Source organism: Cupriavidus sp. YAF13, from assembly GCF_052113425.1.
Lineage (GTDB): Bacteria > Pseudomonadota > Gammaproteobacteria > Burkholderiales > Burkholderiaceae > Cupriavidus.
Window position 1 is genome coordinate 1 of record NZ_JBFRDD010000097.1, and the last position, 14792, is coordinate 14792.

General features: G+C 67.9%; 11 protein-coding genes. 5 read left to right on the plus strand and 6 right to left on the minus strand.

Annotated elements, in window-relative coordinates; translation table 11 throughout:
* Window positions 1-355: 355 nt before the first annotated feature.
* Window positions 356-1486, minus strand: coding sequence for a porin (locus AB4061_RS39200; RefSeq protein WP_441641445.1), 1131 nt, complete (start codon window positions 1484-1486; stop codon window positions 356-358).
* Window positions 1487-1720: 234 nt separating this feature from the next.
* Window positions 1721-2392, minus strand: coding sequence for a TetR family transcriptional regulator (locus AB4061_RS39205; protein ID WP_441641446.1), 672 nt, complete (start codon window positions 2390-2392; stop codon window positions 1721-1723).
* A 265-nt stretch (window positions 2393-2657) separates the two neighbouring features.
* Here AB4061_RS39205 and AB4061_RS39210 point away from each other — a divergent pair, with 265 nt between their 5' ends.
* The 3 genes from AB4061_RS39210 (at window position 2658) to AB4061_RS39220 (ending at window position 8405) form a co-directional block, all read left to right on the plus strand.
* Window positions 2658-5972 carry a bifunctional cytochrome P450/NADPH--P450 reductase gene (locus AB4061_RS39210; protein ID WP_441641447.1) on the plus strand — a complete coding sequence of 1105 codons (3315 nt, stop codon included), beginning with the start codon at window positions 2658-2660 and terminating at the stop codon, window positions 5970-5972.
* A 108-nt stretch (window positions 5973-6080) separates the two neighbouring features.
* On the plus strand, window positions 6081-7295 hold the full coding sequence (locus AB4061_RS39215) for an MFS transporter (RefSeq protein ID WP_441641448.1): 1215 nt from the start codon (window positions 6081-6083) through the stop codon (window positions 7293-7295).
* A 69-nt stretch (window positions 7296-7364) separates the two neighbouring features.
* Window positions 7365-8405: a GlxA family transcriptional regulator gene (locus AB4061_RS39220; protein ID WP_441641449.1), complete on the plus strand. Its 1041-nt coding sequence runs from the start codon at window positions 7365-7367 to the stop codon at window positions 8403-8405.
* Here the strand turns inward: AB4061_RS39220 and htpX are convergent.
* From htpX to AB4061_RS39240, 4 genes are all read right to left on the minus strand, one after another.
* On the minus strand, window positions 8395-9273 hold the full coding sequence (gene htpX, locus AB4061_RS39225; protein WP_441641450.1) for a protease HtpX: 879 nt from the start codon (window positions 9271-9273) through the stop codon (window positions 8395-8397). The two genes, AB4061_RS39220 and htpX, sit on opposite strands and share 11 nt — an antisense overlap.
* Window positions 9274-9444: 171 nt before the next feature.
* Entirely contained in the window at window positions 9445-9834 is a 390-nt protein-coding gene (locus AB4061_RS39230; protein ID WP_441641451.1) for a hypothetical protein, read from the minus strand.
* 112 nt (window positions 9835-9946) lie between these two features.
* Window positions 9947-11665 carry an NAD(P)-binding protein gene (locus tag AB4061_RS39235; protein ID WP_441641452.1) on the minus strand — a complete coding sequence of 573 codons (1719 nt, stop codon included), beginning with the start codon at window positions 11663-11665 and terminating at the stop codon, window positions 9947-9949.
* Between the two features lie 27 nt (window positions 11666-11692).
* Complete coding sequence (locus AB4061_RS39240; protein WP_441641453.1) at window positions 11693-13204, minus strand: polyamine aminopropyltransferase; 1512 nt, start codon at window positions 13202-13204, stop codon at window positions 11693-11695.
* 275 nt (window positions 13205-13479) lie between these two features.
* Here AB4061_RS39240 and AB4061_RS39245 point away from each other — a divergent pair, with 275 nt between their 5' ends.
* Together AB4061_RS39245 and AB4061_RS39250 are read left to right on the plus strand one after the other, a co-directional pair.
* Complete coding sequence (locus AB4061_RS39245; protein WP_441641454.1) at window positions 13480-13866, plus strand: DUF350 domain-containing protein; 387 nt, start codon at window positions 13480-13482, stop codon at window positions 13864-13866.
* 44 nt (window positions 13867-13910) lie between these two features.
* Window positions 13911-14792 (plus strand): SPFH domain-containing protein (locus AB4061_RS39250; protein WP_441641455.1); only part of this gene is annotated, 882 nt, incomplete at its 3' end.

Here is a 14792-nt window from a genome sequence, read left to right on the forward strand (position 1 = left end):
GGTAACCAACCCGCGGATATCAGCGTGATCCACCGTCGAGACTTACTGCTACGTCGCCCTCCAGGAAATTGGGGAACAACATGCAACTGTGAAACTGAATCAAACCAATCTCGATTGACACGGGGGAGTCATATCAGCTAGGAGCCACTTGAAGCGAAGCCCGTGGTTTTTCCCAGCAAGCAGGCGTGACGAGCGCCCACCCTATCCCCCCGGCCCATCGCCCACAAGCGGGAGATGGCAGCAAACCTGAAGCGCGGAACGAAGCCGCCAGAACGAAAAAAACCCGGCTTGTGGCCGGGACAAGGAAAGTTCGGAGCCAGGCCCGCGCCGCCAGGCGCAGGCCGATGCAACGGGATCAGAAGCGCGTGCGCATGCCCACCGCGAACTCGCTCTGGTGCGCGAAGCCGTTCGATTGCGCGGCGTGATAGCCGTGCTGCAGGAACATGTAGTCGGCGGCCAGGTAGACCTCGGTACGCTTCGAGAAGTGATAGAAGATCGAGCCGTACACGGTGTTCTTGCGGCCGCTGTCGGTCGCCGTGGAGTTAGCGGTGTTGCCGTAAGCATTGATGGTGAAGCCGTCGGCATTCAGGGCGGCGTGGCCGGCCTTCATCATCTGGTAGCCGATCTCATAGTCGAAGGCGCCTGCCGGGTCGATCTTGAGCGACACGGTGTAGGCGTCGTCCTTGCGCTGGCCCAGCGCGCCCTGATCCGCGGTGTAGTGGAAATAGCCCGCGCTGGCGCGCACGATGCCCCACACATAGTTGCCGCCAGCCGAATAGGTACGGTTGCGCTGGCCATTCACGTTGGCCGTAGTGAAGAAGCTCGAGACGTGGAAGTTTCCGCCGTTGTAGCCCAGGGTGACGGTTTCCGTGGTGTTGCGCGACGGCGCGCCCGGCACTTCGCCGAACTGGTAGCCCGCGCCGGCGGTCAGGCCGTTGTCGAACAGCTTCTTCCACACCACGCCGTTGTCCATGCGCGTGCCGGTGGCGCTGCCTGCGTAGAACACCAGCTGCTTGAAGTTGTTGTTGTTGGTGTAGCCGCCTTCTTCCGTGGTGATGGCCGCCGGGCCGTAGGGATCGCCATAGAGGCCGGAGGCCATCGGGTCGCGCCCGAGCGCATTCTGGCGGCCGAAGGTCAGCTTGCCGAAGACATCGCTGTTGATGCCGACCCAGGCGTCGCGGTTGAACAGCACGCCGGGGGTGTCCATCGCGCCGTTGTAGCTCTGGAATTCGCTCTCCAGCTTGAAGATCACCTTGGTGCCGAAACCGATGTCTTCCGCGCCGGTCAGGCCCCAGCGGTTGCCGCTGAACCACGCCGGCTGGTGGTAGCCGGTGAGGCGGTCACCCTTGGCGTCGGCGTTGCTGATGGTGCTGATGGTGGTGTCGATGAGGCCATACAGCGTCACGTTCGATTGCGCGTTGGCGTGGCCGGCAAAGGCCGCGCCGATTGCCAGCGCGAGGGCTGTGATTTTGGTTTGGGCTTTCAAGTTGATCTCCTCGGGGCTCGCTAGTTTTGTCGATGATTCCGGCTGCTCGCGGGCGGGACGCGTGTCCCGGCCATGAGAGAAGCCCCTGCATCGTAGGCATGGCAAGCCTTCATCCAGCTTTCCCGCCGTTGCGCGGCTGGCTCAGGGAAAATACCGAGGAGACCGGCGGGGCAGGCGTCCAGCCGCTTGTTCAGCCGCTTGCCGCTCGCATTGCAAACGCAGCGGCCGGCGCGCTCAGTGCGGCCGGCGTTCCGTCGGCTTACGCTTGCGCGCAGGTGCGGGTACGGGCGCCGGCTGATCCTGCGCCCGCTGCTGTTCGGCTGCGCCGCGCAGCAGCCAGCTGATCAGCTGCTTGGATTGCTGGATGCGCAGGCGGCGTCCCTTGGCGTTATCTTCGAGATAGTCCGTCGACAGGTGGAACAGGTAGGACACCACGTAGCCACAGAGGTCGTCGATGATGGGGCGCGACAGGCCCGGGCAGAGTTCCAGCCTCTCGATGTCTTCCGCCATCTCGCCGGCGATATCCGCCAGCACCTGGCGCACCGCTTCGCGCAGCGCCGGCTGCGGGCCGGTGCTGCCGCACACGCCGACAAAGAAGGCGTCGGGATGGGCATCGGCGTAGGCGAAGAAGGCGTCGCAGGCGCGGTTGGCGACCTCGCCGGGGTTGTCCTGCGCCACCGCCCAGCGCACCGCGCGCAGCATGGGCCGCAGCGCGTTGCCGACCTCGGCCACGGCGGTCAGCGCCAGGTCTTCCATGTCGCGGAAGTGGCGATAGAAGGTATTGGGGTTCAGCCCCGCTTCGCGCGCCAGCTCGCGCAGGCCGAGGCCGGCGAAGCTGCGCCTGGCTGCGGCCAGGCGCAGCGCCGCGTCGATCAGTTTGCGTTTGCCGCCGGCAATGTCTTCCATGGTGTCAGGCAAAAAAGTTAAGGCCGGGATACGCCGGCTTGAATACGCCGGCTTCAGCGAATCCGGTTTGGAATTGACACTCGGTCTACATTCGTCTACTTTGCTGCAAAAGTAGACGGTTGTCTACGTCGGCTTGCAGGGATAGCCATATACGCCATGTACCCGGCAAAAAACAGAAAAGCGAACAAGAGACACAAGGTGGCCCCTGAGCCCCTTGGCCCAACCCCGGCGGTTCGCCCGCCGACTACCATCTGGTGACCTGAATATGCAGCGCGCCTCCACTTCCGCCTCCGCCGCTCCGGCAGCAAACTCGGCAACCGCAGCAACCGCAGCAGTCATTCCGGCGGCGCAGCCCGCACGCTCGCTCGAACCCATCCCGCGCGACCCGGGCTGGCCGCTGGTCGGCAACTTGTTGCAGGTCACGCCGGGCAAGGTCGGGCAGCACCTGCTGGCGCGCAGCCGCGCCTTCGACGGCATCTTCGAACTCGATTTCGCTGGGCGCCGCGTGGCATTCGTGAGCGACGCCGCGCTGGTGGGCGAGCTGTCGGACGGGCAGCACTTTCGCAAGATCGTCGGGCCGCCGCTGTCGTACCTGCGCGACCTGGCTGGCGACGGCCTGTTCACCGCGCACGCCGAGGAAGAGAACTGGGGCCGTGCCCACCGCATCCTGATGCCGGCCTTCAGCCAGCGCGCCATGAAGGGCTACTTCGACGTGATGCTGCGCGTGGCCAACCGGCTGGTCGACAAGTGGGACCGCCAGGGCGCCGACACCGACATCCCGATTGCCGACGACATGACCCGGCTCACGCTGGACACCATCGCGCTGTCGGGCTTCGGCTACGACTTCGATTCGTTCTCGCGCGAGGAGCTCCATCCCTTTATCGACGCCATGGTCGGCGCGCTCGAGGAGGCCATGGGCAAGCTCACACGCTTTGCGCTGCAGGACAAGTTCATGCACAAGGCGCACCGCAAGTTCGCCGGCGATATCCAGTACATGCGAGCGCTGGTGGATGACGTGGTGCGGCAGCGCCGCGCCGCGGCCGGCAAGAACGCCGGACAGCCGCCCGCGCACGACCTGCTCAACCTGATGCTGGAGGCGCGCGACCCCGACACCGACCAGCGCCTGGACGACGTGAACATCCGCAACCAGGTCATCACCTTCCTGATCGCGGGGCACGAGACCACCAGCGGCCTGCTCACGTTCGCGCTGTATGAGCTGCTGCGCCATCCCGGCGTGCTGGCGCAAGCCTATGCCGAGGTGGACGCAGTGCTGCCGGGCGACGCGCCACCGGTCTACGCCGACCTGGCGAAGTTGCAGGTGATTGACCGCGTGCTCAAGGAAACGCTGCGCCTGTGGCCCACGGCGCCCGCCTTTGCAGTGGCGCCGTTCGAGGACACGGTGATCGGCGGGCGCTACCTGATCCGCAAGGATCGGCGCGTCTCGGTGGTGCTCACCGCGCTGCACCGCGACCCGAAAGTGTGGGCCGATCCGGAGACCTTCGACATCGACCGCTTCCTGCCCGAGAACGAGGCCAGGATCCATCCCCACGCCTACAAGCCGTTCGGCAATGGCGAGCGCGCCTGCATCGGCCGCCAGTTCGCGCTGACCGAAGCCAAGCTCGCGCTGGCCCTGATGCTGCGCAACTTCCAGTTCAGCGACCCGCACGACTACCAGTTCCGCATCAAGGAAACGCTGACCCTGAAGCCGGATGCGTTCACGCTGCGCGCGCGGCGGCGCCGTGCGCATGAGCGCATCGCCGCCGCGGCGGCGGCCGGCGCTGCCAGCGCGCAGTCGCAACCTCCGGCGGTGCGCGGCAACGGCCAGCCCCTTGCCGTGCTGTGCGGCTCCAGCCTGGGCACCGCGCGCGAGCTGGCCGAGCAGATCCACGCCGGCGCGCTGGCGGCCGGCTTTGCCGCCACGCTGCGCGACCTGGACGAAGCCGTGGGCGCGTTGCCCACCGATGGGCTCGCCGTGATCGTGGCGGCTACCTACAACGGACGCGCACCCGATTCAGCGCGACGCTTCGAAGCGATGCTCGATAGCGGCGATGCTGGCGGCTACCGCGCAGAAGGCCTGCGCTTTGCGTTGCTTGGCTGCGGCAATTCGCAATGGGCCACGTACCAGGCATTTCCCAAGCGGCTGCACGACTTCTTCAGCGCGGCTGGCGCGGCGCCTTTGCTCGCGCGCGGCGAGGCGGATGGCAATGGCGACTTCGACCAGGCTGCGGAGTCGTGGCTCGCCGCGCTGTGGCAATCGCTGCAGGCGCTGCGCGTGGCGCAGGGCGTGGCACCAGATGCGGCGGGCGCCAGCCAGATCGAAGTGCGGCTGCGCGATATCGCCACCATCCGTGCCGGCACGCTGCCGCCGTCGACGCAAGCCTTCACGGTGCTGGCCAACACGGAGCTGGTGAACGATCCGGCGGGCCTGTGGGACTTCGCGCTGGAAGCGCCGCGCACCTCCACGCGCGACATCCGGCTGCGCCTGCCGGAAGGCGCAAGCTACGCGACCGGCGATCACCTTGCGGTGTACCCGCAGAACCATCCCGCCACCGTGCGGGACCTGTGCGAGCGGCTCGATCTCGATCCCGACGCCATGGTGACGCTGTCCGCCGCATCCACCAGCGCCGCGCGCGGCCTGCCACTGGACGAGGCATTGCCCTTGCGCGAACTGCTGACGCATTTCATCGAGCTGCAAGACGTGGTGTCGCGCCAGACGCTGCGCACGCTGCTGCAATACACGCGTTGCCCGTTCACGCGCGCGGCGCTGGAGCGGCTCGGCTCGGACCACGCGGCAGAGGGCTACGCGGCACGCGTGGCCTCGCAGCGGCTGGGGCTGGTGGATGTGCTGGTCAGCCACCCCGCCATCGAGCTCACGCTGCCGGGCCTGCTGGCTTGCACGGTGCCGATGCGGCCGCGCTTTTATTCCATCGCGTCGTCGCCCCTGGTTTCACCGGACGTGGCGACGATCACGGTCGGCACCGTGTGGTCGCCCGCGCTCTCGGGGCGCGGCATGTTCCGTGGCGTGGCATCCACCTGGCTGCAAGGACTCGCGCCGGGCGCGGTGGTGGCGGCAGCGATCCGCACGCCCAACCCGGCCTTCGCGCCCGATCCCGATCCGGCGCGGCCGATGATCCTGGTCGGGCCCGGCACCGGCATCGCGCCGTTCCGCGGTTTCCTGGAAGAGCGCGCGGCGCAGAAGGCCGCCGGACAGGCGGTAGCCGCCAGCCAGTTTTACTACGGCTGCCGCCATCCCGGGCACGACTGGCTCTACCGCGATGACGTCGCACGCTGGCAGGCCGCGGGCGTGGTGCAGGCGCATGCGGCTTACTCCACTACCGCCGCTGCGGACCAGCGCTATGTGCAGCATCTGCTATGGCGCGATCGCCAGGCTATCTGGGCGATGCTGCAGGACGGCGCCACGATCTATGTGTGCGGCGACGGCCGGCAGATGGCGCCGGCGGTGCGGCGCACGTTGATCGAGATCGCGGCGCAGCAGGGCGGCATGAGCGAGGCCGCGGCCTCCGGCTGGCTGGCGGGCATGGTCGCGCAGGAACGTTACCGCCAGGACGTGTTCAACTAACCCAGCCAGGAGCCGGTTGGCAGGATTCTGCGGATCATTGTCAGCCGCCACGGTCCCGCTTTCCGTACGCTCGGTGCCATCCCCGCCTCTTCCTCACCGGAGCGCCCGATGGCACGTCCCGCGATGTCCCAAGCCCGGGTCCTGGCAATCTGCCAGGCCCTGTTCACCTCGGCGCTGTCGGTCGACCTGACCCTGACCGGGCTGGTTGGCTACACGCTCGCGCCCGACAAGGCGCTGGCCACGCTGCCGTTCGCGCTGATCACGGTGGCGTCGGCGCTCACCGCCATCGCGGCCGCCTTCCTGATCGAGCGGCTGGGGCGCCGCATCGCTTTTTCGCTCGGCGGGCTCGCGTGCTGCGCGGGCGGGCTGGTGTCGGTGTGGGCCATCTCGCACCATGACTTCGTGGCGTTTTGCGTGGGCACGGCGCTGGTCGGCGTGTTCCAGGCGTTCGCGCGCTTTTACCGGCTGGCCGCGGCGGACGCCGCCGCGCCTGTGGATAAGCCGCGCGCCATTTCCACCGTGCTCACCGGCGGCGTGGTGGCCGCCGTGTGCGGGCCCGCCATTGCCGCGTGGAGCAGCGACCTGATGGTGGCGCAGCCCTTCGCCGGCTCGTATGCGGTGGTCGCGGTGCTCGGGATGGCCACGGTCTTGCTGCTGGCGCTTGGCTACCGCGAGCCAGAGGCGCATGCAGGCGCGGCGGCAGCCGGTCACGGCGCCGCGGTGCTGCCCGCGCGCCCGCTCGCCGTGATCGCTCGCCAGCCGGTGTTCCTGGCGGCGTTTGCCAACAACGGCATCGGCAATGCGGTGATGATGTTCGTGATGACCGCCACGCCGATTGCCGCGGTGGCGTGCAGCCATACCATCACGCAGGGCGCGCAGATCATCGAGTGGCACCTGGTGGGCATGTACGCGCCGTCCTTTTTCTCCGGCTGGCTGCTGCAGCGTTTTGGGCGCGGGCCGATGCTGATGTGCGGCATCGCGCTCGCTGCGATGGGTTCGCTCGTGGCCCTGGCCTCGACGGCGCTGCCGGCCTTTTATGTCGCCTTGTTGTGCCTTGGCATCGGCTGGAATTTCATGTTTGTCGGCGGCACCACGCTGCTGGCGGAGAGCTACCGGCCCGCCGAGCGTGCGCGGACCCAGGCGCTGGCCGAATTCAGCGCCGCCGCGCTGACCGCGCTGGCCACGCTCGCTGCCGGGCAGGTGCTGTACCGCTATGGCTGGCAGGCGGTCAACCTTGCCGTGCTGCCGGCGCTGGCGGTGGCGCTGCTGGTCACGCTAGGCTGGCGGCGCAGCACGCCGCGCGCGGCGGTGCTGGCCGGATAGGCGCTGGCGCCAGTATGATCGGCGGCAACCGCACTCGCGCACTCACCCTCTCGCCCTGGGTCACCGTCCATGCCTGCCAGCCATCCCTTGCCGAATGATCCGCCGCGCATCGTCGTGCTCGTCGCGCCRGACCCCGCGCAGGAACTCGACGTGACCGGGCCCAGCGCGGTCTTCGGCCATGCCAACCGGCTCCCAGGCCGGGCGTCGCCCGCCTACGACATCCGCATTGCCAGCGTGCGCGACGACGGCCTGGTGTGTACCGAAAGCGGGATCCGGCTGCTGGCCGACGCGCCGTATCATCGCATCGGCGACATGCTGCCCGGGCCGATCGATACCTTGCTGATCGCCGGCGGCTCAGGCCACGCCGCGGCAGCCAGCGACGCGCGCCTGATCGACTGGATCCGCACGCAGGCACCGCGCGTGCGCCGCCTCGGCGCGGTCTGCACCGGCGCGTTCGTGCTGGCGCGCACCGGGCTGCTGGACCGCCATCGCGCCACCACGCACTGGCGTCATGCCGCGCGGCTGGCAGAGCGCCATCCGCTGGTGCAGGTGGACCCGGACCCGATCTGGATCCGCGCGGGCGATCTGTACACCTCGGCCGGCGTGACCGCCGGCATGGACCTGGCGCTGGCCTTGGTGGAGGACGATCTCGGCCATGCCGCCTCGCTGGCGGTGGCGCGCGAGCTGGTGTTGTTCCTGCGCCGTCCCGGCAGCCAGGCGCAGTTCTCCACGCTGCTGCAGGCGCAGAGCGCGCAAAGCCCGGAGTTGCGCGAATTGCAGGCCTGGATGGCGGAGCACCTGGCGCGCGACCTGTCGGTGCAGGTGCTGGCCGAGCGCGTGGCGATGAGCCCGCGCAACTTCGCGCGCGTCTTCGCGCGGCAGGTCGGCGAGACGCCGGCGCGCTACGTGGAACGGCTACGTGTGGAAGCGGTGCGCAGGATGCTGGAGGAAGACGGGCGACGCCTGGATGGCATCGCCCGTGCGACTGGATTTGCCAACGCCGACGTGATGCGGCAGGCCTTCCAGCGGCATGTGCAGACCACGCCGGAACGCTATCGGGCCGCGTTCCGGGCGAGGCCAGCGGAGTCCGGCAAGGGCCTCAGGCCTTAGCTTGCAACGCGGCAATGCGCTGCTCGATCGGCGGGTGGCTGGAGAACAGCGACAGCCACGACTTGCCACCGGCGATGCCCATCGCCTGCATGTTCTGCGGCAGGCCTTCGGCGTCCAGCCCGCCCAGCCGGCGCAGCGCCGCCACCATCGGCGTGGGGCTGCCCATCAGCTTGGCCGCGCCGGCATCGGCACGGTATTCGCGATGGCGCGAGAAGGTGGCCACGATGATGCTGGCCAGGATGCCGAACACGATCTCGCATACCACCACCGTGATCATGTAGCCGATGCCGGGGCCGCTGGATTCCTCATCGTTCTTGCGCAGCATCGAATCCACGAAGTAGCCCACGATCCGCGCCAGGAAGATCACGAAGGTGTTGACCACCCCTTGGATCAGCGTGAGCGTGACCATGTCGCCATTGGCGATGTGGGCGACTTCGTGCGCGAGCACGGCCTCCACTTCGTCGTGCGACATGGTTTGCAGCAAGCCGGTGGAAACGGCCACCAGCGAGCTTTTCTTGGTGGCGCCGGTGGCAAACGCATTGGCTTCGCCTTCATAGATGGCGACTTCAGGCATCGGCAGGCCGGCGCGGTCGGCCAGCTTCTGCACGGTCTGCACCAGCCAGACTTCGGTGCCGTTGCTGGGCTGGGTGATGACCTGCGCGCCGGTCGACCACTTGGCGATGGTCTTGGACATCAGCAGTGAGATGAAGGAGCCACCGAAGCCCATCAGCGCCGCGAATGCCAGCAGCATGCCGAGGTTGAGGCCGTTGCCGGTGAGGAAGCGGTTCACGCCCAGCAAGCTGGCGCTGAAGCTGAGGACAAGCATGACGGCGAGGTTGGTCGCCAGGAAGAGCAGGACGCGTTTCATTTTTTGTGTGAGGAAGTGATCAATGCCATGGTGAAAACAGGGGCGCGCGTCGCAAGCACGCGCAGCGCCAGGCCAGGCGCGCCGCGTGCAGGAGACTAACGACAGGAAAACCGGGAACCGGACTACGCTGACTACGAGCGCACGCAAGGCCAGCGCACGCGCGGGGGAGACTCAGGCGCTGGGAGGGCGCTGCTGAAGGGGGAGGTCGGGGTCGGGCATGGCGCCCGCGCGGTGCGCGGGCGCGCCGCTGCGGGCAAGCCCTGCGGTAAAGCGCGGGGGCGAGGCCGGCAACAGGGATTCGGCAAGGTCGGCGCCGGGCTGCGACGGATCCTTGGCGTCGCCGGCGCTGCCAACGTCAACGGCGCCGGGGGCTCCGCTGGCATCGATAGCGGCATCATGCGCCGCATCGTCTGCCATGCCGGCAGCGGCGTCTTGTGCCAGGGTGCTGCACGAATCCGCCTGCACCGTGTTGCCCACTGCGCACGTGCGTGCGCCTGCCCAGCTTTGGACGGGCATGACGGCAAGCATCAGGAGCAGCAGCAGGAAGCGGGTTGCGCGCACAAAAAATTGGGGTTGGGATCGCGTGTCAGGCGGTTCGACACGAAATCGAGCAAAGAATTCTACAGGATGCGGCGCTGCGGCACGTTATGGCGAAAGCATCACTCCGTAGCGCTCAGCCCAGGATATTGCGCGCGGCACGCGTACCCCACCACGCCGCTTCCTCGAACACCGACACGCCGGACAGGTCCGCATGGGCAAACAGGATGCGGCCATCGGCCGCGCGCAGGGCCGCGGCTCCGGCATTGCCCAGAAAGCCCGTGCGCGGCGAAGCCATGGCGTGCCCGCGCACCGTGATTTCCACCGCATCCGCGTGGCGCCAGAAGGCGCGCCCGTAGACCGTGCGCAGATCGGTGGTGGCGTAGTCCATCAGCTCGGCGGCACTGGCCTCGGCCAGCCAGCGGCGGGTGTCGGTGAGCGAGCGCGGTGCCGCGCCGGGGCTGGCCGCCAAGTCCAGCGGACAGTACGCGGTAAAGACCGTGGCTGCTGGCTTTGCCTGCCGGATCAGTTGATGGGTACTCACCACATAACCCAGCCCGCGTCCGCCATGCACCACGTTGTCCCACGCCAGCGGCACGCCCGGCGCTTCCGGCGGGAAGCCCTGCAGGCGGAAGCTGGATACCATCCAGGACGCGGTGGGCGGCAGGTGGCGCGCCGGGTCGAAGCCGAATTCGCGCAGCGGCGCCACGCGGGCGGCCACATGCAGGGGCATGGCGCAGATCACGCGGCGCGCGCGGATGCGGTAGATGCGCGGTGGCTGGGCGCCAACGCCATCCGGCCACCAGGCGCACAGCACCGACACCCCACGGCCCTGCTCCTGCACTTGCAGCGCCATGCCGGGACGGCGCCATGGCCGGGCGCCAGGCTTGGCGCCGCGGTGCGCATCGATCCGCGCCGAGAGCCGCGTCACCAGCGCGTGCAATCCATCCGGCCAGGTCAGCACGGCGCCATCGGCCGCATCGCTTGCATGGCCCGCGCGGCTGGCGAAGTAGTACAGGCCCGCCCAGGCCGAGATCACGTCGTGCCCCGCGCYGTAGTCGTCGCGGCAGCAGTAGTCCACATAAGTGTGCAGGGTGGGCGCGGTAAAGCCTTCGGCCAGCATCCACTGCCGCATGCTTTGCTGGTCAAGCCTGGTCCAGGCCGGATCTTGCGAGGCCAGCGCCAATGGGATGGCAAAGGCCTTGCGGCCGTCGCTGCCGCGCTCGCTCTTGAGCTGCTCGACGCGCGCGAGAAAGCGCGCGTGCTGCGCCGCTTCCTGGTCCGGCGCTGCGTCGCCAGGCACCAGGCCGTCGTGCCACTTGCCGTCGAAGAACAGGCGCTCGTCCGGCGCATGCACCAGCGCGCGTTCGTCGAACTCGGGCCGCGCGGCGAACGGGTCGCGCTGGATCACGCCGGTGTCGGCCAGCATCTCGCGGATGTGCGTGGATTCGGGCGAGGGCAGCGGCAGATAGTGCGCGCCGCGCGGGAAGGCCAGGCCGCCGCCGAAGCTTCCGGCCGCCGCGTTGCCGCCGAACTCCGGCCCGTCCACCAGCAGGAAGTCCGTGAGGCCGCCACGCGCCAGCTGCCACGCGGCGCTGAGCCCGGCCACGCCACCGCCGAGGATGGCAACATCGGTCACGATCTCGTCCTGCGCGGAAACGGTCGACGGCCAGCTGGCGGCATCGCGCAGCGCGTGGCCCTCGGCCATGCCGGGGCGCAGCACGACAGGCATGGGCTCGCGCAGGCCGACGCCGGCCAGGAAGCGGCTCGCATCGCCGCCCAGGCGGTCGCAGCCGGACAGCAAGCCCAGGCCGCCCGCGCCAGCGCCGGCGATCAGGAAGCGGCGGCGGTCCATGCCAGCTCCGATTGCGGGTGATGCAGATCAGCGGATGACATTGCGCCAGTCCTGCTCGAAGTCATGCACCAGCGACTGCTCGTTGAGCCGGTTGGCGCGCGCCTCGCGCGGCGCCATGTCGGCGGGGAAGCGGAACATCAGCGCGGTGCTGTCGGCGTCGAGGAACTTGAGCGGCACGGTGTAGCGCGTGGGTGGTGTGTAGTCGCCGCGCTTGCCCGCAAGGATGAAGCCCCACTCGCCGAAGGACGGCACATAGGCGTGGTAGGGCCAGGTATGCAGGCCCGCCTCGCGCAGCGTGGCGTCGATATCCCAGAACGAGCGCGGCGCAAAGTACGGCGAGGTGGACTGCACCACGGCATAGCCCTTCTCCGCGAGGTGGTGCGACATCAGCTTGTACATCGGCACCGAGTACAGCTTGCCCAGGCCGAAGTTGGACGGGTCGGGCAGGTCGACGATGATGGCGTCGAACATCTCGTTGTGCTGCTCCATCCATTGCGCGGCATCGGCACTGACCACCTGCACGCGCGCGTCCTTGAGCGAGCCCTGGTTCAGCGCCACCAGCGGCTCGCTGCGCGAGAACAGCGTGGTCATGGCGGGGTCGAGGTCGACCAGCGTCACGTGCTCGATGTGCTTGTGCTTCAGGATCTCGCGCACCGCCAGCCCGTCGCCGCCGCCGATCACCAGCACGCGGCGCGCCCACGGCAGCGCCTGCAGCACGGGATGCACCAGCGCCTCGTGGTAGCGGTGCTCGTCGCGCGAGGAGAACTGCAGGTTGCCGTTGATATAGAGGCGCATGTCGTCCTTCCAGCGCGTGATCACCAGGCGCTGGTATGGCGTGCTTTCGCTATGGATGATCTCGTCGCCGAACATGCCGCGCTCGGCCCAGTGGGTCAGCCGCCCCGAGGCCAGGAAGCCGCCCGCCAGCAGCACCAGCACCAGCGAGGCGCGCAGCATGCGCGACATCACCGGCTTGAGTTCATCGCGGAAGATATGGATGGTGACAAGCGCCACGCCCGCATTGAGCATGCCGAACAAAAAGCCGGTGCGCGACAGCCCCAGGCGCGGCGCCAGCGCCAGCGGGAACACCAGCGAGACGGCCAGCGCGCCAAGGTAGTCGAACGTCAGCACGCGGCTGACCAGCTCGCTGAAGGCGGTGCGGCGCGTGTTGAGCACGCGCATGACCAGCGGGATCTCCATGCCCACCAGCACGCCGAGCACGAACACCATGGCGTAGAGCGCGGTGCGAAAGGGCGCCGACAGCCAGGCGAACACCACGAACAGGAGCGCCGCGGAGACGCCGCCGAGCAGGCCGATCAGGATCTCGATATCGATGAAGCGCGCCAGCACGTCCTCGTCCTTCACATAGCGCGACAGCCAGGAGCCCACGCCCATGGCGAACAGGTAGCAGCCGATGATGGAGGAGAACTGCAGGATCGAGTCGCCCAGCAGGTAGCTGGACAGGGCGCCGGCGATCAGCTCGTAGCCGAGCCCGCAGGACGCCACGATCAACACCGAAAGAACAAGGGTACGGTCGCGCATCGGGGCTAGGGAATCGGGGATCGGATAGGAAGCCGGGAGGCAAGCCGGGCAGGAAGCAGGGATGGGCAGGCGTGACGCTCAGGCGAGCCGCCGCGCGATGTGCGCACGCCTGGCAAACCGCAAAAAGTTGTGATGAACCGAAATGGACAACGGATATACTTGGGCGCCAACTGCCAACAATGCTGATATCGCCAATATGGCTTCACGATTCACGGCTCGCTTAATGTTGCCGCAGCCCGGAACACCGTCGTAGAACCCGCCGGAGAACAACCAAGATGCAAGCCATCTACGCCTACGTGCTGCACCTGCTGGCCGGCCTTGCCCTGCTGGCGGTGTTCGTCGGAGTCTACACCAGGATCACGCCGTTTCGCGAGTTCGCGCTGATCCGCCAGGGCAACCTCGCGGCGGCGCTTTCGCTGTCGGGGGCGATGATCGGTTTTTGCTTTACGCTGTCGTCCAGCATCCAGCACAACGACACCTTCCTGATGTTCCTGGTGTGGGCGGTGGGGGCCATGCTGGTACAGGCCTTGGCCTACGCGGGCCTGGCGCGCGCGCTGCCCGACATGGATGCAGCGATCGAATCGAACAATATCGGCATGGGCGGCCTGATGGGCGCCATTTCAGTGACGGTCGGCTTGATCAATGCCGCCTGCCTGTCCTGACTTCCTGAACTTGCTGGAACAACGCTGAGAACCTGGGGATTGCCATGAGCATCGGATCGTTCATCAAGAAGCAGTTTATCGACATCCTCCAGTGGACGGAGGACACGGACGGCGTACTGGCCTGGCGCTATCCGATGGAGGATATGGAAATCCAGTACGGTGGCAGCCTGACCGTGCGCGAGTCGCAGATGGCGGTGTTTGTCAACGAAGGCAAGATCGCCGACGTGTTCGGGCCCGGCATGCACAAGCTCACCACGCAAACGCTGCCGGTGCTGACCTACCTGAAGAACTGGGACAAGCTGTTCGAGTCGCCCTTCAAGTCGGATGTGTACTTCTTCAGCACGCGCCTGCAGATCGGCCGCAAGTGGGGCACCGCCCAGCCGATTACCATCCGCGACGCCGATTTCGGCATGGTGCGGCTGCGCGCCTTCGGCCTGTACTCGTACAAGGTGGCCGACGCCGCCAGGTTCTATACGGAGATCAGCGGCACGCGCGCCGAGTACACCCGCGACGAGGTGGAAGAGCAGCTGCGCAACCTGCTGATCGCCACCATGACCGCCACGCTGGGCGGCGCCTCGGTGCCCTTCCTGGACATGGCCGCCAACCAGGCGCTGATGTCGCAGACCATCCGCGACAAGCTGGCGCCCGAGTTCGAGCGCTATGGCGTGGCGCTGGATAACTTCGCGGTGACCAATGTGTCGCTGCCGGAAGAACTGCAAAAGGCCATCGACACCCGTATCTCCATGGGCATGATGGGCGATATGGCGAAGTTCACGCAGTACCAGGTCGCCACCTCGATCCCGCTGGCCGCGCAGAACGAGGGCGGCGTGGCCGGCCTTGGCGCCAGCCTGGCGGCGGGCGCGGTGATGGGCCAGGCGATGGCGGGCGGGCTTGGCGCTGCCGCGGGCGTCCAGCCTGCCGCACCC